At 31.2% G+C, this 21,442-nt stretch carries 22 protein-coding genes and 1 rRNA gene; 6 read left to right on the forward strand and 17 right to left on the reverse strand.

From position 1 onward, the window contains the following. The 4 genes from IDG45_RS04570 to bcp form a co-directional block, all read right to left on the reverse strand. Positions 1–126 (reverse strand): 16S ribosomal RNA (locus tag IDG45_RS04570); the annotation flags it as partial. Between the two features lie 739 nt (positions 127–865). Then, positions 866–1,312: a peroxide-responsive transcriptional repressor PerR gene (gene perR / locus IDG45_RS04575; RefSeq protein WP_000110011.1), complete on the reverse strand. Its 447-nt coding sequence runs from the start codon at positions 1,310–1,312 to the stop codon at positions 866–868. A gap of 96 nt (positions 1,313–1,408) precedes the next feature. Beyond that, entirely contained in the window at positions 1,409–2,359 is a 951-nt protein-coding gene (locus tag IDG45_RS04580; RefSeq protein WP_000869457.1) for a phosphoglycerate dehydrogenase, read from the reverse strand. A 5-nt stretch (positions 2,360–2,364) separates the two neighbouring features. After that, entirely contained in the window at positions 2,365–2,820 is a 456-nt protein-coding gene (gene bcp / locus IDG45_RS04585; RefSeq protein WP_000939527.1) for a thioredoxin-dependent thiol peroxidase, read from the reverse strand. 80 nt (positions 2,821–2,900) lie between these two features. On the opposite strand from bcp, the gene IDG45_RS04590 reads away from it, so the two are divergent. Both IDG45_RS04590 and IDG45_RS04595 read left to right on the forward strand, forming a co-directional pair. Continuing rightward, a complete protein-coding gene (locus IDG45_RS04590) occupies positions 2,901–4,190 on the forward strand; it encodes a glutamate-1-semialdehyde 2,1-aminomutase (protein ID WP_001011598.1) in 1,290 nt (429 codons plus the stop codon). 292 nt (positions 4,191–4,482) lie between these two features. Then, positions 4,483–5,577, forward strand: coding sequence for an FUSC family protein (locus tag IDG45_RS04595; protein ID WP_001236371.1), 1,095 nt, complete (start codon positions 4,483–4,485; stop codon positions 5,575–5,577). A 189-nt stretch (positions 5,578–5,766) separates the two neighbouring features. Here the strand turns inward: IDG45_RS04595 and IDG45_RS04600 are convergent, their stop codons facing one another. From IDG45_RS04600 to mutY, 3 genes are all read right to left on the reverse strand, one after another. Continuing rightward, complete coding sequence (locus IDG45_RS04600) at positions 5,767–7,503, reverse strand: SAV1866 family putative multidrug efflux ABC transporter (RefSeq protein ID WP_000597233.1); 1,737 nt, start codon at positions 7,501–7,503, stop codon at positions 5,767–5,769. Between the two features lie 291 nt (positions 7,504–7,794). Beyond that, a complete protein-coding gene (gene ntdP / locus IDG45_RS04605) occupies positions 7,795–8,337 on the reverse strand; it encodes a nucleoside tri-diphosphate phosphatase (RefSeq protein WP_000251253.1) in 543 nt (180 codons plus the stop codon). 302 nt (positions 8,338–8,639) lie between these two features. Continuing rightward, a complete protein-coding gene (gene mutY / locus IDG45_RS04610) occupies positions 8,640–9,677 on the reverse strand; it encodes an A/G-specific adenine glycosylase (protein ID WP_000284743.1) in 1,038 nt (345 codons plus the stop codon). A 151-nt stretch (positions 9,678–9,828) separates the two neighbouring features. Between mutY and IDG45_RS04615 the strand changes: the two genes are divergently transcribed. Beyond that, positions 9,829–10,806: a metal-dependent hydrolase gene (locus IDG45_RS04615; RefSeq protein ID WP_000379098.1), complete on the forward strand. Its 978-nt coding sequence runs from the start codon at positions 9,829–9,831 to the stop codon at positions 10,804–10,806. Positions 10,807–11,066: 260 nt separating this feature from the next. On the opposite strand, the gene IDG45_RS04620 is transcribed toward IDG45_RS04615, so the two are convergent. The 7 genes from IDG45_RS04620 to IDG45_RS04650 form a co-directional block, all read right to left on the reverse strand. Beyond that, on the reverse strand, positions 11,067–11,903 hold the full coding sequence (locus tag IDG45_RS04620) for a membrane protein (RefSeq protein WP_000886457.1): 837 nt from the start codon (positions 11,901–11,903) through the stop codon (positions 11,067–11,069). 8 nt (positions 11,904–11,911) lie between these two features. Then, positions 11,912–13,429: an ABC transporter ATP-binding protein gene (locus IDG45_RS04625; protein ID WP_042908027.1), complete on the reverse strand. Its 1,518-nt coding sequence runs from the start codon at positions 13,427–13,429 to the stop codon at positions 11,912–11,914. A 14-nt stretch (positions 13,430–13,443) separates the two neighbouring features. After that, complete coding sequence (locus IDG45_RS04630; protein WP_000435806.1) at positions 13,444–13,758, reverse strand: YfhH family protein; 315 nt, start codon at positions 13,756–13,758, stop codon at positions 13,444–13,446. Continuing rightward, entirely contained in the window at positions 13,736–14,554 is an 819-nt protein-coding gene (gene recX, locus IDG45_RS04635; protein WP_001124428.1) for a recombination regulator RecX, read from the reverse strand. Before recX ends, IDG45_RS04630 begins: the two co-directional genes overlap by 23 nt. Positions 14,555–14,814: 260 nt before the next feature. After that, positions 14,815–15,624, reverse strand: coding sequence for a monofunctional peptidoglycan glycosyltransferase SgtB (gene sgtB / locus IDG45_RS04640; protein WP_000830380.1), 810 nt, complete (start codon positions 15,622–15,624; stop codon positions 14,815–14,817). Positions 15,625–15,963: 339 nt separating this feature from the next. Next, positions 15,964–16,479, reverse strand: a complete 516-nt coding sequence (locus IDG45_RS04645; RefSeq protein WP_000163287.1) for a type 1 glutamine amidotransferase domain-containing protein — start codon at positions 16,477–16,479, stop codon at positions 15,964–15,966. A gap of 129 nt (positions 16,480–16,608) precedes the next feature. Then, entirely contained in the window at positions 16,609–16,770 is a 162-nt protein-coding gene (locus IDG45_RS04650; protein ID WP_001005407.1) for an SE1561 family protein, read from the reverse strand. A 223-nt stretch (positions 16,771–16,993) separates the two neighbouring features. On the opposite strand from IDG45_RS04650, the gene yfkAB reads away from it, so the two are divergent. Beyond that, positions 16,994–18,145 carry a radical SAM/CxCxxxxC motif protein YfkAB gene (gene yfkAB, locus IDG45_RS04655; RefSeq protein ID WP_001089604.1) on the forward strand — a complete coding sequence of 384 codons (1,152 nt, stop codon included), beginning with the start codon at positions 16,994–16,996 and terminating at the stop codon, positions 18,143–18,145. Between the two features lie 259 nt (positions 18,146–18,404). Here yfkAB and IDG45_RS04660 read toward each other — a convergent pair whose 3' ends face one another. The 3 genes from IDG45_RS04660 to IDG45_RS04670 form a co-directional block, all read right to left on the reverse strand. Beyond that, on the reverse strand, positions 18,405–18,935 hold the full coding sequence (locus IDG45_RS04660; RefSeq protein WP_000184381.1) for an acyl-CoA thioesterase: 531 nt from the start codon (positions 18,933–18,935) through the stop codon (positions 18,405–18,407). Between the two features lie 89 nt (positions 18,936–19,024). Beyond that, positions 19,025–20,281 (reverse strand): aminopeptidase, encoded by a 1,257-nt coding sequence (locus IDG45_RS04665; protein WP_001793428.1) that lies wholly within the window; start codon positions 20,279–20,281, stop codon positions 19,025–19,027. Positions 20,282–20,283: 2 nt separating this feature from the next. Further along, complete coding sequence (locus tag IDG45_RS04670; RefSeq protein ID WP_000180462.1) at positions 20,284–20,484, reverse strand: DUF1128 family protein; 201 nt, start codon at positions 20,482–20,484, stop codon at positions 20,284–20,286. Between the two features lie 146 nt (positions 20,485–20,630). Here IDG45_RS04670 and IDG45_RS04675 point away from each other — a divergent pair, with 146 nt between their 5' ends. Both IDG45_RS04675 and IDG45_RS04680 read left to right on the forward strand, forming a co-directional pair. After that, complete coding sequence (locus IDG45_RS04675; protein WP_000228666.1) at positions 20,631–21,095, forward strand: low molecular weight protein-tyrosine-phosphatase; 465 nt, start codon at positions 20,631–20,633, stop codon at positions 21,093–21,095. A gap of 6 nt (positions 21,096–21,101) precedes the next feature. Next, positions 21,102–21,377 (forward strand): YtxH domain-containing protein, encoded by a 276-nt coding sequence (locus tag IDG45_RS04680; RefSeq protein WP_000428172.1) that lies wholly within the window; start codon positions 21,102–21,104, stop codon positions 21,375–21,377. Positions 21,378–21,442 lie beyond the last annotated feature (65 nt).

Here is a 21,442-nt window from a genome sequence, read left to right on the forward strand (position 1 = left end):
TCCACGTGTTACTCACCCGTCCGCCGCTAACATCAGAGAAGCAAGCTTCTCGTCCGTTCGCTCGACTTGCATGTATTAGGCACGCCGCCAGCGTTCATCCTGAGCCAGGATCAAACTCTCCATAAAAATTATGATGTTTGATTAGCTCATAAATACTAAATAATGTTTGTAACTAATAGTTACGTTTTTGGAATTAACGTTGACATATTGTCATTCAGTTTTCAATGTTCGTTTGTCACTTACAAGATTTAATTATAACTCGTAAGTTTTTGTAAGTCAAGAATTATTTTTAATTATTTTATTTCTAAAAAATAAATTTCCTAACTCAATTAATTCAACAAATATTATTTTATTATGTATTTGTTCGAATTTCAATAGTCAAATTTACACTTTATTAATATTTTAAATCAACAACTTAAAACATTTGTTTTTTAAATATTAGTGCCGTTTGACGACTTTTATATAATATCAAGTTATTTTAGTAGAGTCAACATAAAACAACACTTATTTTTGTTTAAAAATTACTGTTGAAGGGATTATTTTCTATTCGTAAGTACTATATGTATCTAAAGTGTAATTCCTTACGCTTTTTACTTCAGTTTTACAAACAAACTTATCCTCACTTTATGGATAGTTATTTAGTAAACCTTCGTTTGAATATTTTTATGTTTATTTATAAAGGATACTAGTTATTAGTTAATACCACCGTTGATTAGAATGTTCTTTTCTTCTATTTAAATATTTTTCAGAATAAGCATAAAAAAGAAGTTAAACAACTTTCATGTCGTTTAACTTCTTAAATATTACGCTTACTTATATGAAGTAAGCTAACGCCTTTTTAATTTGTCATACTACCAAAGTTAAATTATTTATCTTGGCATTCTTTACAAACTCCATAAATTTCCATTCGATGATGTGTTACGTCAAAGTCAGTCATATGCTGAGCTAATCTTTCAATTTCATTTAACTGTGGGTATTGAAAATCAACAATCTTACCACATTGTTCACATATAATATGATAATGATTATGTGTATTAAAGTCGAATCGACTTGATGAGTCTCCATATGTTAATTCTTTTACAATTCCAATATCTTTAAACACTCTTAAGTTATTATATATTGTCGCAACACTTATATTTGGAAAATCAGGTGAAAGTGCTTGATAAATTTCATCAGCTGTTGGATGAGTATGTGAAGAAATTAAATAACGTAATATTGCTTGTCTTTGAGGTGTAATTCTTACGCCTGCTTGTCGCAATGATGCAATTGATTCTTCTAGTTCATGTTCAATTGATTCTATTTCAACACTCATCTATATCACCATCTTTCTTATATAATAATAATTATTACTTACTATAAATATAACTGTAGTATTGCGCGCGTGTCAATATTTACATGACGATTTCATTTAATAGCCTTTTTTAGCATCAACTTCATTCTCAATTAGACTATTCTTATTGAGAAAATTAACTAGATTGTTTTTAAAAATATCTAATAAGTCATACTTTGCTTCATAATCATTACCAGTTATATGCGCTGTTATAGTTACATTATCCAATTCATATAATTCATGATTAGGTTTCAAAGGTTCATTTTCAAACACATCTAAATATGCATGTCGAATAACTCTACTTTTTAATACTTCTATTAAGAGCGCTTCTTTAACTATGCTACCTCGTCCTATATTTATAAAAAGTGCTTCATCTTTCATTAATTCAAAATGTTTTTTCTTTAGTAAATGAATCGTTTCTTGCGTTTCTGGTAAAGCATTTATAACAATGTCAGCATTTGGTAATGTGCTTTCAAGTGATTCGATAGTATATACCTCATCAAATTCATCTTTGTTCTGACCTGACTTACTCAGACCAATTAAATTCATATTAAAAGCCTTTGCTAACTTCGCAGTTCTAGTAGCAATTGCACCTGTACCTAAAAATAAAACTGTTTGTCCTGATAGGCGTTTACCAGTTATTTTCGAATCATATATATGTTGTCGTTGGTTATCATATGATAGTTTCATCTTTTTATAATCATCTAAAATGAAAGCTAAAATGTATTCAGATAATTGTTTAGCTTGAACACCTTTTCCATTAGTTAAAAGTATGCCGTGATCTGCAATATAATCTAACGGTAATGTATTTACACCCGTTGCAAACCATGCGATCCATTTTAAATTTGGACAACGTCGTAAAAATGCCTCATTTATACCGCCATCATAACCAACTAATATATCTAAATTAGCCAAGTCACTCTCAGGTATTTCTGATGCTTTTTTATAAAATTTAAAATCTAAATCTGAAAAGCGTTGTTGTAATTCAGTTTCAACTTCACGCATACGATTCAACCCAACAACTTTCATATATGTCACCCCAAAATGTTTTTAAGTTCTTCTATTTGTGTTTTAACTTTAACCTTCTCGATAACATCTAATACTTTACCCTGTTCATCTATTATAAAAGTCGTTCTTACAATGCCCATACTTTCTTTGCCAAATGATTTTTTTAACTGATATACGCCAGTTTCTTTAGCTAATTTAAAATCTTCATCTACTAATAAATCGAAATTCAATCCGTGTTTCTCAATAAAATTTTGGTGTTTTTTCTTTGAATCACCACTTATACCATATACTGCAACATCTAAATCATTGAACATTTCTAAATTGTCTCTAAAGTGACAAGCTTCTGTGGTACAAGTAGGTGTATTATCTCTAGGATAAAAATATATAATCGCCTTTTTACCTTTTAATGTATCATTTGTAATGACAGTTCCGTCCTGATTTTCTAATTTAAATATTGGAAATTGTTCTCCTTTTTGCAACATATAATCACCTTTTTCTTCATTATAATAATTTTATGATACGATATTAGATGAAAATATTAAATTAAAAGAGGTTGATATAAATGAATTTTAGTGAAAGTGAACGTCTACAACAACTTTCAAACGAATATATTCTAGGCGGTGTCAATTCCCCTTCTCGTTCTTATAAAGCTGTAGGAGGCGGTGCACCTGTTGTTATGAAAGAAGGACACGGTGCATATTTATATGATGTCGATGGCAATAAATTTATTGATTACCTTCAAGCATACGGTCCAATTATTACGGGGCATGCACATCCTCATATTACTAAAGCAATTCAAGAACAAGCTGCTAAAGGTGTTTTATTTGGTACGCCGACTGAACTAGAAATTGAATTCAGCAAAAAATTACGTGATGCAATTCCATCTCTTGAGAAAATTCGCTTTGTAAATTCTGGAACAGAAGCAGTCATGACAACAATTCGTGTTGCACGTGCATATACTAAAAGAAATAAAATTATAAAATTTGCTGGATCTTATCATGGCCATTCTGATTTAGTATTGGTTGCAGCAGGTAGCGGCCCATCTCAGCTCGGTTCTCCAGATTCAGCTGGTGTTCCAGAAAGCGTAGCACGTGAAGTCATTACTGTTCCTTTCAATGATATTAACGCATATAAAGAAGCAATTGAATTTTGGGGTGATGAAATTGCCGCAGTATTAGTAGAACCAATTGTTGGTAACTTTGGAATGGTAATGCCTCAACCTGGATTTTTAGAAGAGGTTAATGAAATTTCACATAACAACGGGACACTAGTGATTTATGATGAAGTAATTACTGCATTCCGTTTCCATTACGGTGCCGCTCAAGACTTATTAGGTGTTATCCCTGATTTAACTGCATTTGGTAAAATTGTTGGCGGTGGTTTACCAATTGGAGGCTATGGTGGACGTCAAGATATTATGGAACAAGTAGCACCTCTAGGACCTGCATATCAAGCTGGTACAATGGCTGGTAACCCATTATCTATGAAAGCAGGTATTGCATTACTTGAAGTACTAGAACAAGACGGTGTTTATGAAAAATTAGACAGCTTAGGCCAACAACTAGAAGAAGGTTTACTTAAATTAATCGAAAAACATAATATCACAGCTACAATTAATCGTATTTACGGATCTTTAACATTGTACTTTACAGATGAAAAAGTCACACATTATGATCAAGTTGAACATTCTGACGGCGAAGCGTTCGGTAAATTTTTCAAATTAATGTTAAATCAAGGTATCAATTTAGCACCTTCTAAGTTTGAAGCTTGGTTCTTAACAACTGAACATACAGAAGAAGATATTAAACAAACTTTAAAAGCTGCAGACTATGCTTTTAGTCAAATGAAATAACTTTTAAGGAAGTATATTTTAAATTGAATTAAAATAAAACAGATGCTCACATAGTAGATTCATTTTATATCGTTAACTATTAACGTTTAACTTGATATGTCACTATGTGAGTTTTTATTTTACAAATTTATACTCTTTTAATCTCTGACTAAAGTTTTACATCGTTATCAGTATTATGTATGATTTATTTTAACAACTATAAATAAGCTTGAATTTTGTAACTAGTAAGTGTATAACAGTAATGAATACGAATATTAGATATTCAATAAACTTAAAAGGGGCGTCATTATTTTTGAGACTAGGAGCTCGGATTTTTAAAACTGGTATAGCCATTATTTTAGCTATGTCTATCGCTTCTTTACTACCGGATGATGTTGGTCTGAAAGCCTTAGCTGGTGTCAGTGCTGTTGTTGCAATGCAACCTAGTATTTATCGTTCATTTAAAACAGTTTCTGATCAAGCATTAGGTAACATTATAGGTGCCATACTTTCTGTTACAATGGTAACAATTTTTAGTGATAATTTTATCATTATGGGTGTTACCGTCATAGTACTTATTGCTATTTTATTTAAATTTAATTTAGCACATGTTGCTACTTTGGCGAGTGTAACAGCATTAATCATTATGGGACAACATACCGGTTCTTTCTATATTACCGCCTTTTACAGGTTTGTACTTGTAATGATTGGTGTCATAAGTTCATCTCTAGTTAACTTTGTGTTTCTACCACCTAAATTTGAAACAAAAATTTACTATAATTCATTAAATATATCCTCAGATATTTTTATGTGGTTTAAATTAGTATTAAATGATACGACGGAGTTTAATAATATTAAACAAGATAGTCATAATTTAAAACAACGTGTCGAAAAGTTAGAGAAAATTTATGATTACTATAGCGAAGAACGTCCTATTACAAAAAAACATATTCACCAACAGAATAGAAAGAAAATACTTTTCAGAGAAGTAGTTCAGACGACTAGACAAGCTTATGAAGTATTAAACAAATTGTCGCGTTATCAAAACGACTTATATTTACTTAATAACAATTTCCTATTACAAATCAAATTAGATTTAGATTCATTAACTGCTTTTCACGAGCAAATTTTAGCTAGCCTTTCTAAAAAAGCACGTTATAATGTGACACATGTTGATTATGAGTTAGATAATCCGCAGAAAAAAGATTTATTGTCTACATTTCAGCATGAGTTAATAAATCATCCTTATCAAACGGAATATTCGTTTGCCAATGTTATGCAAATTGTTGCAGCCATCGAAGAGTATCGACACCATTTAGAGCATTTAGACCGCATAAGAATTAGCTTTTTCACATATCATAGATCTGATGCAGACATTGAAATTGTTGAAGAAGACTTTGATTTATAACATTAAAACAATTCCTGTAATTAAACCACAATGAGATAAAGTAATATTGAATCTCGAAATTAAATTTAAAAAAGCAGTAAGATTATTTTCACTTAAGAAAATCTCTTACTGCTTTTTCTATGTTATGACCTCACCATCCTGTTACAAATCTTCCCTACAAAATTGTACTGAAGTCAAACAACTAATACTTTATAAGTTTTGAATGCTATATAAATGCTCGTAAGCACCTTGTTTTGCAATCAATTCACGATGCGTACCTGTTTCAACAATATGTCCATTTTCAATTACGACAATTTTGTCAGCATGTGTAATAGTGGACAAGCGATGCGCTACGATAAGTGTCGTTCGATCTTTACTCAACACATCTAATGCTTCTTGAATAATGGATTCACTTTCTAAATCAAGTGCACTTGTTGCTTCATCCAGGATAAGAATTGGCGGATTATTTAAAAATATTCTAGCAATCGATAATCTTTGTTTTTGACCACCTGATAATTTAACACCTCGTTCACCTACTTCAGTATCATATCCCTGTGGCAAGTTCATAATAAAGTCATGTGCATTAGCCATTTTCGCCGCTTCAACTACTTCTTCATCTGTTGCTGTTGGACGACCAAGTAAAATATTTTCCTTAACTGTATCAGAGAATAAAATATTATCCTGTTGCACCAATCCTATTTGATTTCTTAAACTTCCCGTTAAAAAATCTTTAATGTTGTGACCATCTATTAAAATTTGCCCAGAAGTTACATCGTAAAATCTCGGTATTAAGTTAATTAATGTTGATTTACCACCACCACTCATACCTACGAAAGCAACTGTTTCTCCTTTTTCAATACTCAAATTAATATCTTTTAAAATTGGAGCTTCGTTATCGTTATATTGAAAACTAACATGATCAATATCAATACGACCTTGTTTAATTTCAATAGGTTGAGCACCAACACCATTTTTAATGTCATAATCTTCGTCAATTAATTGGAATACACGGTCCATTGAAGCAAAACTTTGCGTTAAAGTTGTAAATGATGCGACTAAACGACGTAAAGGCCCGAACAATAACTCCAAGTATCCAACAAATGCTGCAAGTGTACCTACTGTGATTGATCCAGAAATAGCAAGATATGCACCAACACCGATGACAATTATTGGTCCAATATCTGTAACTGTATTAATTGCGGCAAAGGAATAGGCATTCCATCTTGTATGTTTCAACGCACGTGTTAAGAAATTAGCGTTCTTTTTATCAAAGTTTTTCGCTTCATTGTCTTCAATCGCAAAACTTTTAACGACTGAAATACCTTGAACACGTTCATGCAAGAATCCTTGAACCTCAGCTAATGCTTGAGATCTTTCACGCGTCAATTTTCTTAATCTTCCAAAGAAAACGTACACCGTTAAAATGTAAAATGGGAAGATAAACAGTGCTGCTAAAGTCAATTTCACATCTAAAAAGAACATTATGGATAGTGCAATAATAATTGTTATACAATCTAACCAAATATTCATTAACCCGGTTAAAATGAAATCTTTCGTTTGTTCAACATCATTAATCACTCTAGATATTACTTGACCTACTTGATTATTAGCATAAAATCTCGCACTTAGAGCTTGTAAATGGTTATATAACTTTTTACGTATATCATACAATATTTTATTACTTGTCCATTGCGCCAAATATTGACGTATAAATTCAATTGGTGGTCTCACTATTACAAAAATAAATAATGCGATACCAATTGCAATAGTTAAATGATGAACTTTTTCATCAGTCGTTAGTGCGTGGTTATTAATCACGCCATCTATTGCATATTTAATTAAAAGTGGTATAAGCATTGGTATACCAAACTTAATTATCCCAACAATAATCGTTGCAAAAATACGATATTTGTATGGCTTAACAAATTGCAAATATCGTTTAATCATACAATCCCCCCCTAATCTATTGCCCTATCCTATTCATAAGCATAAAAATGAATAGAGGTTGGATACATAATTTGTAGATGTAAATCCTTCTTACAATTTACATTTTTAAAATTAAGATATCTCAACCTCTGTCATATTCATGTGATTAAATACGTTGTCTTATTCGTATGTTATATTCTATTCAATTTAATCTATGGATACTGTGTCCCCACACGACAGCAAAAGTTATCATACTTCTTTACATCACTAAGTCAATATAAATGATTTAATCAGTATTTACACTTTATTTGCTTAATATTGTCTAATTTTTTTGTAACGTTCTTTCCAAACTTTGATAAAATCTGGCGCGAATGGGCCCTTCTTCTGTTCTATCCATTGTTGAAGAATGTCCACGTTGCGTCTTAAAATAATATCAATATCATGCGGATAATTCATTTGATTCATATGTTGCTCATATTCATCTTCATCTAATAAATGATACTTTCCGTTTGGATATACTTTAATATCTAAATCATAGTCTATATATTTTAATGCCTCTTCATCACAAACAAATGGTGATGACAAATTGCAATAGTAATAAATTCCATCTTCTCTAAACATGCAGATAACATTAAACCAATATTCTGAGTGAAAGTAAACAATTGCCGGTTCACGTGTTATCCAAGTTCTTCCGTCACTTTCAGTTACTAACGTATGATCATTGCCACCAATGACAACATGATCAGTACCCTTTAATATTGTTGTTTCAGACCAAACGCGATGAATCTTACCATCATGTTTATAACTCTGAATTTTAATGTTTTCCCCTTCTTTAGGTATGGATTCTCTGACCATACTCCACACCACCTTCTGTTAATTTAACCATTATAAATTATAGCATATTTCAGAAATAGTATTATATAAATACATATTTTTACGAAATAAGATTTTACTACTTAATGATTAAACTCGGTAATATTGCTAAGTACTACAACAGAGATTTACATGTCCCATTTAAAGTATATAAAATCATCACTTTTATATATCAACACTTTAACTTTTTGACATTGTTATTCTATGAGATTTAAAGATATCATTTATACATTTTTAAAATTAATGTCACTATATTTTTCGATAATCTTATCAATCATCGAATGTTACCCATTTATAAATTGATAAATCTTTGACATAGGTACAGGGAATGTATATTGATCTCGATCACTTAAATCAAACCAAATCATGTCATCTGGTAATGTTTCAATGTTAATTGTTCCTGAAACGGCGTATACCTTTATCTTCCATGTTAAATGAGTAAATTGATGCTTCAACTCAAAAATAGGTGTTTCTACTGGTTGAATATCATGACCGATTTTTTCAGTCATTTCACGTCTAGCATGCTCACTTTCAAACATAGGAAATTGCCACATACCATGCAATAATTTTTCGCTACGCTTTTGCAACAGATATTGACCTTGATTATTTCTAATTAAAAAGACGGATTGTTCAATAACTTTTTTACTAACATTTTTAGATTTAACAGGTAACTTTTCAAATGTACCTTTATCAAATGCCTCACAGTTTTCTTGAACTGGACAAAATAAGCATAATGGATTTTTCGGTGTACAAATTAATGCCCCTAATTCCATCATAGCTTGATTAAACGTTCCAGCATCTGTAGTAACATACGGTAATAATTCTTGTTCGTACGATTTCCTCGTCGATTGTAATTTAATATCTCGATAGTCATCATTCAATCTAGACCATACTCGAAAAACATTTCCGTCTACAGTTGCTAGTGGTACATTATATGCAATGCTCATTACTGCAGCTTGAGTGTATGGGCCAACACCTTTTAACGCTTTAAATTGATCAGGATCTTTGGGAACTAAGCCTTCATATTTATCATGAACTTCTTTAATCGCCGTATGAAAATTTCGAGCTCTACTATAATATCCTAAGCCTTCCCAGTACTTTAACACTTCATCTTCCGAAGCTTGACTCAAAACTTCCACAGTTGGAAATCGTTCAACAAAACGATGATAATAGTCAATAACTGTTTTAACTTGTGTCTGTTGTAACATGACTTCACTTAACCAAATATAGTACGGATTGGTCGTTTGTCGCCATGGCATTTCTCTTTGATTTTCATCAAACCAGTGTATCAAATTTTCTTTAAAACTAGACTGCTGATACATTTATAAAACCCTTTCCTCACCAAAATTAATTGTCTTTACTCATAATGTTTTTATTGTACATTAAAATCATGGTTAGTATGTAAGTTAATTTAGTTATTTGCGAAATTGGATTATAATAGTATATATAATATTATGAAATGAGTGAACTGATATGGACACTGCAACACATATCGCAATTGGGGTGGGCCTTACAGCACTTGCAACTCAAGATCCAGCAATGGCTTCTACGTTCGGTGCAACAGCTACAACCCTTATCGTTGGTTCATTAATTCCTGATGGGGATACTGTTCTTAAATTAAAGGACAATGCAACATATATTTCGCATCATAGAGGTATCACGCATTCCATCCCTTTCACAATACTATGGCCAATTTTAATTACATTTTTAATATTCACGTTCTTTAGTGGAACCAACCCATTTCATGTATGGATGTGGGCTCAGCTCGCAGTATTTTTACATGTCTTTGTAGATATATTCAATTCTTATGGTACACAAGCACTTAGACCTATCACAAACAAATGGATTCAATTAAGTGTGATTAACACATTTGACCCTATTATTTTCACAGTTCTTTGTATTGGTATTGTATTATGGGTTATAGGCTTGCATCCATTTGCAGTCTTCTTTCCTATAATCGCTTTACTAATCATTTATTACATGATTCGTTTTAAAATGAGAGCCGTAATTAAGCAACAAGCTTTAAAAGCAATTCAACAAGAGCATCACCCTGTTAAAGTATTTGTTGCGCCAACAATAAAATTTATGGAATGGCGTGTCGCGATACAAACTGATGCACATGACTATGTTGGAAAAGCATATGGTAGGAATGTGGTGTTTAGTGATAAAGTGGAACGTCAAACATTATCAACAGACTCCATTTTATGGAAAGTCAAAGGTAATAAAGATATACGTACTTTTTTAAACTTTTCATCAATCTATCGTTGGCAAACAACAACGTTAGCAGATGGTTCTACTGAAATTCGTTTGATTGATTTGCGTTATTTAAAAAATGATCATTATTCATTTGTGGCAATTGCACATGTAACAAACGATAATGTCATAGACCACTCTTATATTGGCTGGGTATTTACAGAAGATAAGTTACAACGTAAACTGTATGCTAAATAATTTCAAGTTATTATTCACTAAAGTTAATCTATAAAAAATGAACAACCGGGCAGAATGAAAATCAAAACGATTTTTACTCTGTCCGGTTTTTTAATGTAAAACTATAAATGCTTTTACAAAACCTAAAATTTATATTGTTGCTAACAAACTACCTTTAATGACTCGAAATATCAAAATCAGTATAGGAAAACAATATCTAGATTATATTCTAATTGTTTCTGATTCTCACAGATTAATTTACACAACAGGTTAGCTAAACATCATGAAGAAGTATCCGCCTCGTCTGTACTATCATTTGAAACATCCTGTTGATTATCAGTTTGTGTCACTTTAGATGTTTTATTATAAATTGCGTGTGTCGTATACCTTGCTAATACGAAATTTACTGCAGCTATTAAACATAAGAATAAAATAAAGTAAAAATGATATGGAATGTTTTCCATACTTGATATACCAAATATGATAGATTGTGCTATACCATTAACAATGTAATACATTGGATTTAGCATTAGGATGTGATTGATAAATACATGATTTGGATTTGGTATGAAAATAATTGGTAACAATAAGAAACACAATACACAAATCCCATAAAATATGATATTTATTTTTTCAGTTAACAGTCGAATAAGACCAAAAGTAACTGATATTAATCCTACAAAAATAGTTGCCATCACAATAAAATAGAATAGCGCTATATACGATGTTTCGAAGTTTACTGGTTTAACCAATGCACTAATCATCGTCAAAATGACTAGCATAATAAAACTTAAAATAGACATAATAACTACTGGCGTCGCTGCGGAAATATTAAATAACTTAGTAACTAAAAAGTCATTCATATAATGATGATAAGAGATATAAATTGTGAACATCAATACCGCAAAAACAATCAATGCAATAATTCTAAATAACCATCGCACCTCTTTAACATCGGTCAAATGACTAAAGGAAAATAGCGTTTCACTTGCAATAATAAGTATTAAACATGCAGCTAATACGATTAGAAAACTTTTCCAACTTTGTTTTAAACGTTCTGTTACATACCTTTTAGTATGCGGTAAGTTTTTAAAATATAAAATAATATTATCTAGCATCTTTACACCTACAATTCAATATAAATCCATTTGTCTTCTTTCAAATTGGCAATACAATATCCATTACCAACTTTAGTAATCCAAATGTTATTGTTAATATTAAACTTATCTTTTAATTCTTTTTTATCTACAATTGGATAAACAAAACCGTATAACTGATTATTATCATTGAAAAGTAATTGTATCGGTTGTTGTGTAACGGATGCAACGTAACGGTTATCATCATCAGGAACTAAAGTTTTAATAACTGAACTATGCTTTTTATGTAATTGACTGTTAAAGTATGCATAGTAATTACTATAATTTGATTTCATATATGGCGCTAATTTTTTAAAACTATGCGTTTGATATAAACCTGCCGGGTTAAAATATTCTAATTTATCTTTACTAACATAGTAAGTCTTATTATCGGCGGTAACACGATAATTTTTACTATTTTCGCCAGTAATTGTAACTACACTATATTTTGGAATTGTGACTTGTTTATCCCCTTGCATATCCACACTGCCATTAAAAGCAATTCCATAAGCTAACTTTTCGCCATATGGATCTTTATTTTCATTTTGCATCGTAGCACGATTCGTAAAATCTGTTATCGAAATAATTCCTATATTATTAAAAATGAGCAACATCATCAATGCTAAGCCTAAAATAGTACCTGAGGCTAAAGTCCAAAAACGCACTAAAAACTTAGGCGGTTTTGCATGATTATAGCGCTCAACGCGTTTAAAATTATAGGTCATCTCCGGTATTCTTGTACGATTCTTTTTCCAATCTAAATCAAAGTTTTCAATTTCTTCTTTTGATTTTAGACTTAATCGATCACGTTCATGTTCTTTAAAAGATGGAATAACTTGTTTAAGTGACCCTTCCATTCTTAATTGACCATGTGAAAACCAAGCTATATAGTTACTCACTTGTGAAATTTTATCAATATCATCACCAATTGACACAATCGTTAAATTATTTTCAATATAATCATTTGTTAATTCAATCGCACGTTCCATAAATTGTGGTGTTAAATAGTCAATAACATGATTTAAAATAATAATATTTGATTTTGATGAGCGTGCAATACTTAATAGTAATTGAGCGTATGCCGCTTTCGAAATATGGTTAACCGGCTTCGTTTTATAATCGCCTAAATGTGCATATTGAATAATCTGTTCAGCTTTATGATCATTAATTTCATATGGAAATAGTTGAACTAACTGCGCTGTGTAAGCTTCAACAGTTTGATGAATTAACGATTGATCTTCAATATATCCGTAGAACAAATCTTCAGTACAAACTACTTTACCTTTATCAGGTTTAATTGCACCTGCCAACAATTGACCTACCAACGCTTTGGAAGATTCAGGTTCACCAATTATACCTAATGCTTCTCCTTGATAAATATGTAAACTAATATTGTTTAAATCGATATCTTCAGCATCATATCCAAAAGGTAAATACCATTTCTTATTCTGTTTATTCCTATAGTAGTGTGTTACTTTTAGTAACTTTAAAACAATTGAACTTCCCATCTATTTTCATCCTTCTATAATTGTAATAACGCTATAGGTAAGCCTTCTTCGGGTTCATCGCTATTAAATCTAAACCCCCACGCAAAAATACCTTTTAATCTTTCTACTTTAAAATATTGATTACTGCCATCAGTCAGTTTATAAATTTTACCAATTTCTATCTTTTTTCTGTCTACTAAGTAACTTTCGGCAACAATTACTTTACTTTGATAAACGTCATATTCATTTAAAATACCATTCATCTCAGCTTTTCTCATTTTCTCTTTATAAAGTTGTATTTCGTGTCTTAATTCTGGCTCAGACATTTCACTCAATTTCTTCTGTTCCATCGGCAATACCACTTTCTTCTAATTTAGCTTTAATTTTATCATATTTATATCCTTTTCTCATAAGGCCTTCGATAGTTTTTGAAATTAATTTCTGTTGCGTGTACTTCTTTCGATTTTTATTATAAATTTTTTCTAAATCTCTTTGTAATAAATCGTCTAAAACCGCTTCATCTTGTGTAAAATCCATTTCATTCAATACAGCATGAATGGTTTCCATTTCAAACCCTTTTTGAATTAAAGATTGCATTACTTTTTCTTTAACCTTATTTTGTGGCCCTTTTTTTGTTTTAGATATTTTTTCAGCAATTTGGATAATATCATCAAGTTCCTGTTGTTCTCTATAAAGTTCTGTAAACATTTCAATGATATTTGGTTCTATACCAAGTTGATATAGTTTTTGTTGATAAATTTTAGGTCCTTTATCTGTCGTGCGAATCATTGTATTTTTTAAACTTTCCGCATAATCTTGATGGTCGATTAACTTTTCGCGATAACAATATTCAATCACTTCAGAAATCGCTTGCTCTGATATCTCTTCTTTTTGTAAATATTGTATAACTTCTTTTTCAGTTCTCTTTTTATATGATAAATATTGGATTGCTTTATTTAAACCTATGCGATAATAATCATACTTTTGAATCTCTGCCATATCAGCAGCTTCAAGTTGTTGCCCTTTTTTTAAATTAAATTTGACTAATGTATCGATATCTATACCCATTTCAAATTGTTCATCTAAAAAAAGATTAAAACGTTCTTTGTTTTTCTTTTGAACTTCTATTTTAGTAATCTTCGGCACTGGATCACCCCGTTACTTTCTCAAGTTTTAATACAATACTCTTTTATTATTCAATAAGCCACTTCCTATAGCAAATGTTTAACTTTAAATATTTTTCGATGCTAACAAAAAATCACACTATCATCTTTTAAAATGAAAGTGTGATTACAAGCAAATCTGTAAAATTTATTAAGCAGAAACAATTCAACTTTATCATTATGACATTTCAATTAAACCTTCTACATTATTGTTCCAAGTATCTTACACATGAATGCAAGTATTTAACGATTTAATTGTGACATAGCCTGTTGATATTGTGTTTCATTGATATAATTTTGTTGCTTCATTTTTTCTAAGTTCGTGCTTACACGTTGCGTAAAATTCTCAGACATATTATTGATATTATATACGCTAGGTGCATTGACTTTACTAGCTAAAATAGCGCTTTGTAAAACTGTAATGTGAGACATTGTTGTACTATTTTTATTCACCGTTGTTCCAAAGTAATGGTTTGCTGCGCCCTCAAGCGTATATTGATTATCCCCAAAGTAAATATTATTTAAATAAAAGCTTAAAATTTCGTTCTTATTATATTGTTTTTCAACTCGATGAGCTACAAATAATTCTTTTACTTTTCTAGTAAATGAACGATCATTATCATAAAAATAATTTTTGACAACTTGTTGTGTAATGGTACTACCACCTTGCACATCTCTGTCGCTAATCGTTGAAAATAAAGCTCTAGTTGTACCTTTCAAATCAAATCCATGATGATTGTAGAATCGTTCATCTTCCATTGAAATAAAGGCACCTTTAACATACTCTGGCATGTTATCAGCTGACACAAAACTACTTTTATTTTCTATTTTTCTTAGTTCATCCACATTATCGCGTGTAGATAAAAAATACATGATACCAATAAACAATGCGATAATGATTAGAATGGTTAATAATATTTTCAATAGTATTCGTTTACTTTTTTTCTTTTTCGGCGGTTTGCCAACTGGTTGATAATACGTATTATAGTGAGGTTCGTGTTTCATATGCTCAAAATGTTCATTTGAGTTTGAGTACCTATCGCTTCTTTTCATGCGTTTGCTCCTTCTTTTAAAACTCACTTAGTATATACCTTGAGTTTACCAGTACTATCACAAATAGGCTACACTTTTTGGGAAAATCAGTCCAAGGGCTTACAATCGTATACGCCATCATACTTACTTTTTTGTTTTTTGAAAAGATTATAGATAAATCATTGCGATTTTAAATATTAATCATGTCAAATATTGTTATATTTTATAAAAATAAAAGACCATCCCTATTAAATGCCAATAGAGACGACCTTTTATTTGTTATTCATTTTTTAAAACTAAAATCCACATTTCATTTCAAGCGAAAATATATAAATTTTAACAATCGATAACCGCAATACTCTATTGTAATTGCTTAACGATTTCTCGATTAAAATCATCTAAATCGTCTGGTACTCGACTTGTTACAATATTGTTGTCTACAACTACAGACTCATCAACTACATGTGCGCCTGCATTTGATAAATCTTTGCGTACATTTAATACTGCTGTTAACGTACGACCTTTTAAATCATCTGTATCTATTAGTATTTGTGGCCCATGACAAATGGCAAATGTTGGTACATCATTTTTAGTAAAGTATTTAGCAAATGTTCCATATCGACCTTCTGTATCTCCACGTAAATGATCTGGTGAAAATCCTCCAGGAATTAATAATGCATCATAATCTTCTGGTTTAGCTTCTACAATACCTACATCGACAGTAACTTTTTCACCGTGTTTACCAACAACTTCACTATTTGCAGTATCTCCAATCACTACAGTATTAAAGCCAGCATTCTCTAATGCCTCTTTAGGACTTGAATATTCTATATCTTCAAATTCGTTTGCTAGAATAATTGCTACTTTTTTAGTCATTGAAAATCACCTTTCTATATATCATTGATACAAATACTATAGACAAGTAAATCAATGATTAAACATACAAGATATAAAAATATTAAGCGACTGTCGCGATATCTAACTCTAACACATCTTATGTGGCATTTACTTAGATACTAATTTAACCTTTTCTTCAAGCTGATCTAACAATCCAATCCATTCATCTATATCTTCAACACGTACTTCATCAGGATTTACATGATCGATATCCTCAATAAACTTATTTAAACGCGCTTTTATCTGTTCGATTGTTTGCTGTTCATTCATAAAAAGTTAACTCCTTTTATTTTGTTTTCTTTTTCATTATTATCCTAACAGAAATTGCGTTAAAGCGATATAATCTTAGCTATATTTATGACATTCAAATTATTTTGACTTTTAAAAATCCCCTTTTCAATTAACTAAAATTAAGAGATAATTTGTTACGAGTGATAATACGAAGTGGTATCATACCGATATGAACCAAATAGAAAGAAGGAAGTTTAAGACGATGAATAGCGTCAAATTGAAGCAACCTGTTAGCATTCACAATGATCCATGGGAAGCATATAACGATGTTAAAGAACATGGCCAATTAACTTTAAGTAACATCGAATTTACAACTACAAATCTTTGTAATATGCGTTGTAGCCACTGTGCAGTTGGTTATACTTTACAAACTGTCGACCCCGAGCCTTTAGATATGGACTTAATTTATCGTAGACTTGATGAAATTCCAAATCTGCGAACGATGTCAATTACAGGTGGCGAACCAATGTTTTCTAAAAAGTCTATTAGAAATGTTGTTAAACCTCTATTAAAGTATGCACATAATCGAGGTATATATACACAAATGAATTCAAATCTAACATTGCCTCAAGATCGTTATTTAGATATTGCTGAATATATCGATGTTATGCATATCTCACATAACTGGGGAACAACTGATGAATTCGCAAATGTTGGCTTTGGCGCAATGAAGAAGCAACCACCGTTAAAAGCTAAGTTAAAATTATATGAACAAATGATTTCGAATGCACGTACATTATCAGAACAAGGAATGTTTGTATCTGCGGAAACAATGCTCAATCAAAGTACGCTACCACATTTACGAAAAATACATCAAGAAGTCGTTCATGATATGAAATGTAGCAGACACGAGATTCACCCTATGTATCCAGCTGACTTTGCAAGTCAATTAAATGTGTTAACTCTAGCGGAAATGAAAAAGACAATTCATGATATATTGGATTTCAGAGATGAAGATATTTGGATGTTATTTGGTACTTTGCCTGTGTTTCCATGCTTAAAAGATGATGAAGATCAAAAGTTACTAACACGTTTAAGAACTGCTAACAATGTAACGACTAGAAATGACCCGGATGGCCGTAGTCGTTTAAATGTCAATGTATTTACAGGTAATGTAATCGTAACTGATTTCGGAGATGAAACAGGTACAATTTCGAATATACAAAAAGATAAATTAACAGATGTATTTGATAAATGGTTATCCTCTGATCTTGCTAAATCATTAAATTGTCATTGTTCCGAATTTAGTTGTTTAGGACCAAATGTTCTTGTTAAAAATATGTACTATCCAAATATGGATTTTAAAGATAATGAGCGTCATATGCACAAACAACCACAAATTATACAATTTTAAAAACGCTTAATTATGCGGAGAAGCACTTTATCGATAAGTAGTCTCCGCATATTTTAATGCTATTACAAAATAAAAAACAATTAATTGCTGACAGCACTCTGCTTAAATAATAAAGGTCATTTAATAGGACTAATAGTCTATAATAAAAGGGTTAAATTTTAACTAAAAACATAAATGTGCATAATCAAAAAGACAGATTGTAGGTGGAATATTCGAACATAACAGTTCAATTCATCCTTAACAATCTGCCTTTATATTTTTAGTCTCTAATATGTTGCACTTGAGCTAAATATTCAATTGTTTGTTTACTTTCAATGCGACGTGCTTTTCTTCGTTCAACACGTTGTGGTGCTGTATCATAAAACCATTTTTCAACATCATCTTCTGGATATACTCCAGGTACATGTTTAGGCTTCCCATCATCATCTAACGCAACAAATGTCAGATAACTTAATGCAGCTAAATCATGCTTGTTATTAAATACATCGTCAATTCTAATTTGAACGACCACTTCCATCGAACTTGTCCCAGCGTATGAAACCATCGCTACGTATTGTAATATGTCCCCTGTTTTAATCGGCTTTAAGAAATCTACTGAGTCTGTAGATGCAGTAACTACTTGCGCACCAGCATGTTTCATAGCTGTGATTGCTGCAATTTCATCAATATTAGCCATCAATGTACCACCAAACATTGTATGATGGTGATTCGTATCTTGAGGGAAAACTTGTCTATTTTTATAACATTTTGATTCTGACATAGATTTCATTGGTCTGTCCTGATTTGTCATTATTTTATCTCCCAATCTATACTTTAATCACGTATTTGACCTTTAAATACATGTTTCATTTCCTACTCAGCACCTCAAAATAACATTTATTAAAATGTTGATGCCCAATTTCCATTTTCAAATACTAGTTCTTTTGAACCATCTTCGAATATGCCATAAATAGTCAAATCACTACTACCAATCATGAAATCGACATGTACGTTTGAATCATTTAATCCGCTTGCAATTTTTTCCTCAACAGTCATTTCCGTTCCACCTTGAATATTAAAGGCGTAAGCAGATCCAATCGCTAAATGACATGCTGCATTTTCATCAAATAAAGTATTGTAAAAAATGGTATTACGATTTGATATCGGTGAATCATCAGGTACTAACGCTACTTCACCTAATCTTCTTGAACCTTCATCGGTATTGATTAAATCTTTCAATACCGCTTCACCTTTTTCAGCTGAAAAATCAATAATTTCTCCATCTTTAAACATCAATTTAAATTGATCGATAATTGTGCCATTATAACTTAAAGGCAATTTATTAGTAACATATCCATCTACTCTATTTCGATCTGGTGCTGTAAATACTTCTTCAGTTGGTATATTAGCAATAAAAGCTTGTTCCTTGCCGTTAACATAACTTGTAGCATCTTCCCAGATATGATTTTTCGCTAAACCTACTGTTAAATCAGTACCTTCAGATACATAATGCAACGCATGGTAATTTTTTTGTTGTAACTTTTGAGCGTAAACACTTAAATTAGCGATGTGTTGACGCCAATTTTCAACTGGATCGTTACCATCAATTCGCACAATATCGAATACCTCGTCAATAAACTTAATATATGCTTCTTCTACAGATAGTTCAGGATATACTCTCTTCGCCCAAGCTTTAGATGGAAAAGCAGCTACGACCCATGGAAATTGATTTTTTTGTACACTTTCCATATATCCTTTAAATGCGCGTGCGTTTTGTTGTTGAAATGCTTGTAATTTTTGGCTATCGATACCATCCATTAAATCAGGATCCTCACTAATAAGTGCTAAATTAGCAGCGCCACGTTTAACGTAATCCATTCTCGCTTCAACATCATATGATTTTATCTCATGATTAGCAAAATGTTCCACAGATTCATTTTCAAATTTTAAGCGTTTTAAGGTTGGATCGCTATATACAACACGTACATCTGAAGCGCCACAATGATATGCTTCTTCTACAATTAAATGCGTTAATTCTAATGTTTCTACTGATGATCTAATAAATACTGGCTGTTTTGGTTGAACATTCATACCAACCTTAACTAATAGTTCAGCGTATTGTTGTAACTTTTCTTTGTAATTAGTCAAAATTCCCACTCCTAGTCGTGTCGCAATTGTCCTAAAGCGTCAGCAATAGCTGTCACTTCACTTGGCGATAATCTTTCTCTTGATTGAACAAAATCATATATATCTGTTAATTCTTCTTCATTTGCATTTGTATATTTTTCAGGATCTAATAATCCTTGATTAACAATATTTAACTTCTCTCTAATAGCTAATACTTTCTCTTCATTTGTCATAGCCACAATGTTCACCTCTAATAATAGTTATGTTATCAAAGTATCACAATTTAATAAACTTTAATAGAATTTTATATAATCTGCTTTCTTATTGTTTAAAGTCGCTATAAAATGGGGATATAACTACATAGTTTGGAGGAATCAAAATGGTAGATGTAGCATTTGTCTGTCTTGGCAATATATGTCGTTCTCCAATGGCAGAAGCAATCATGCGACAAAGACTTAAAGACAGAAATATTCATGATATAAAAGTACATTCAAGAGGTACTGGTAGCTGGAATTTAGGAGAGCCGCCTCATGAAGGTACACAAAAAATTCTCAACAAACACAATATTCCATTTGATGGCATGATTAGTGAATTATTCGAAGCGACAGATGATTTTGATTACATTGTGGCTATGGATCAAAGTAACGTTGATAATATTAAATCTATCAATCCTAATCTTAAGGGACAATTGTTCAAACTGTTAGAATTTAGTAATATGGAAGAGAGTGATGTACCAGATCCATACTACACGAATAATTTTGAAGGTGTATACGACATGGTATTATCATCTTGTGATAATTTAATAGACTACATCGTAAAAGATGCAAATTTGAAAGAGGGGTAGTTTTTTATGGAAAATAAATTTGTTCCTGGTATTTTAATTGGTGCCGTAATTGGTGGCGCAATTAGTTTAGCTGATAAATCTACACGTCAAGCTTTAGTTCAATCAGTTAAAGATGCAAAAAATGGTAACCGCACTCGTAAGCCTTCTAAAGTCAGCAAGATTAAAGACGAAGTTTTATACTGGAAAGATGTTGTTGAAGAAATTCGTCGTAATAATCCTGAATTAGAACGTTCATTAAAGGATGCGAAAGAAACATTTGTTAATAGAAAAAATCAACGCTAAGATGATTTTGTTTTTATAAGGCAATACTTAACAATTTGGTGTACGCCTTTCATAGTTATCATTAT

The sequence above is a fragment of the Staphylococcus sp. EG-SA-10 genome (assembly GCF_017151945.1).
Classification (GTDB): Bacteria; Bacillota; Bacilli; order Staphylococcales; family Staphylococcaceae; genus Staphylococcus; species Staphylococcus aureus.

Excerpts from the sequence above, each read along its gene's own strand:
- perR (WP_000110011.1), bottom strand. The coding sequence starts at position 1,312 with ATGAGTGTTGAAATAGAATCAATTGAACATGAACTAGAAGAATCAATT.
- IDG45_RS04580 (WP_000869457.1), bottom strand. The coding sequence starts at position 2,359 with ATGAAAGTTGTTGGGTTGAATCGTATGCGTGAAGTTGAAACTGAATTA.
- bcp (WP_000939527.1), bottom strand. The coding sequence starts at position 2,820 with ATGTTGCAAAAAGGAGAACAATTTCCAATATTTAAATTAGAAAATCAG.
- IDG45_RS04590 (WP_001011598.1), top strand. The coding sequence starts at position 2,901 with ATGAATTTTAGTGAAAGTGAACGTCTACAACAACTTTCAAACGAATAT.
- IDG45_RS04600 (WP_000597233.1), bottom strand. The coding sequence starts at position 7,503 with ATGATTAAACGATATTTGCAATTTGTTAAGCCATACAAATATCGTATT.
- ntdP (WP_000251253.1), bottom strand. The coding sequence starts at position 8,337 with ATGGTCAGAGAATCCATACCTAAAGAAGGGGAAAACATTAAAATTCAG.
- mutY (WP_000284743.1), bottom strand. The coding sequence starts at position 9,677 with ATGTATCAGCAGTCTAGTTTTAAAGAAAATTTGATACACTGGTTTGAT.
- IDG45_RS04615 (WP_000379098.1), top strand. The coding sequence starts at position 9,829 with ATGGACACTGCAACACATATCGCAATTGGGGTGGGCCTTACAGCACTT.
- IDG45_RS04620 (WP_000886457.1), bottom strand. The coding sequence starts at position 11,903 with ATGCTAGATAATATTATTTTATATTTTAAAAACTTACCGCATACTAAA.
- IDG45_RS04625 (WP_042908027.1), bottom strand. The coding sequence starts at position 13,429 with ATGGGAAGTTCAATTGTTTTAAAGTTACTAAAAGTAACACACTACTAT.
- IDG45_RS04630 (WP_000435806.1), bottom strand. The coding sequence starts at position 13,758 with ATGGAACAGAAGAAATTGAGTGAAATGTCTGAGCCAGAATTAAGACAC.
- sgtB (WP_000830380.1), bottom strand. The coding sequence starts at position 15,624 with ATGAAAAGAAGCGATAGGTACTCAAACTCAAATGAACATTTTGAGCAT.
- IDG45_RS04645 (WP_000163287.1), bottom strand. The coding sequence starts at position 16,479 with ATGACTAAAAAAGTAGCAATTATTCTAGCAAACGAATTTGAAGATATA.
- IDG45_RS04650 (WP_001005407.1), bottom strand. The coding sequence starts at position 16,770 with ATGAATGAACAGCAAACAATCGAACAGATAAAAGCGCGTTTAAATAAG.
- yfkAB (WP_001089604.1), top strand. The coding sequence starts at position 16,994 with ATGAATAGCGTCAAATTGAAGCAACCTGTTAGCATTCACAATGATCCA.
- IDG45_RS04660 (WP_000184381.1), bottom strand. The coding sequence starts at position 18,935 with ATGACAAATCAGGACAGACCAATGAAATCTATGTCAGAATCAAAATGT.
- IDG45_RS04670 (WP_000180462.1), bottom strand. The coding sequence starts at position 20,484 with ATGACAAATGAAGAGAAAGTATTAGCTATTAGAGAGAAGTTAAATATT.
- IDG45_RS04675 (WP_000228666.1), top strand. The coding sequence starts at position 20,631 with ATGGTAGATGTAGCATTTGTCTGTCTTGGCAATATATGTCGTTCTCCA.
- IDG45_RS04680 (WP_000428172.1), top strand. The coding sequence starts at position 21,102 with ATGGAAAATAAATTTGTTCCTGGTATTTTAATTGGTGCCGTAATTGGT.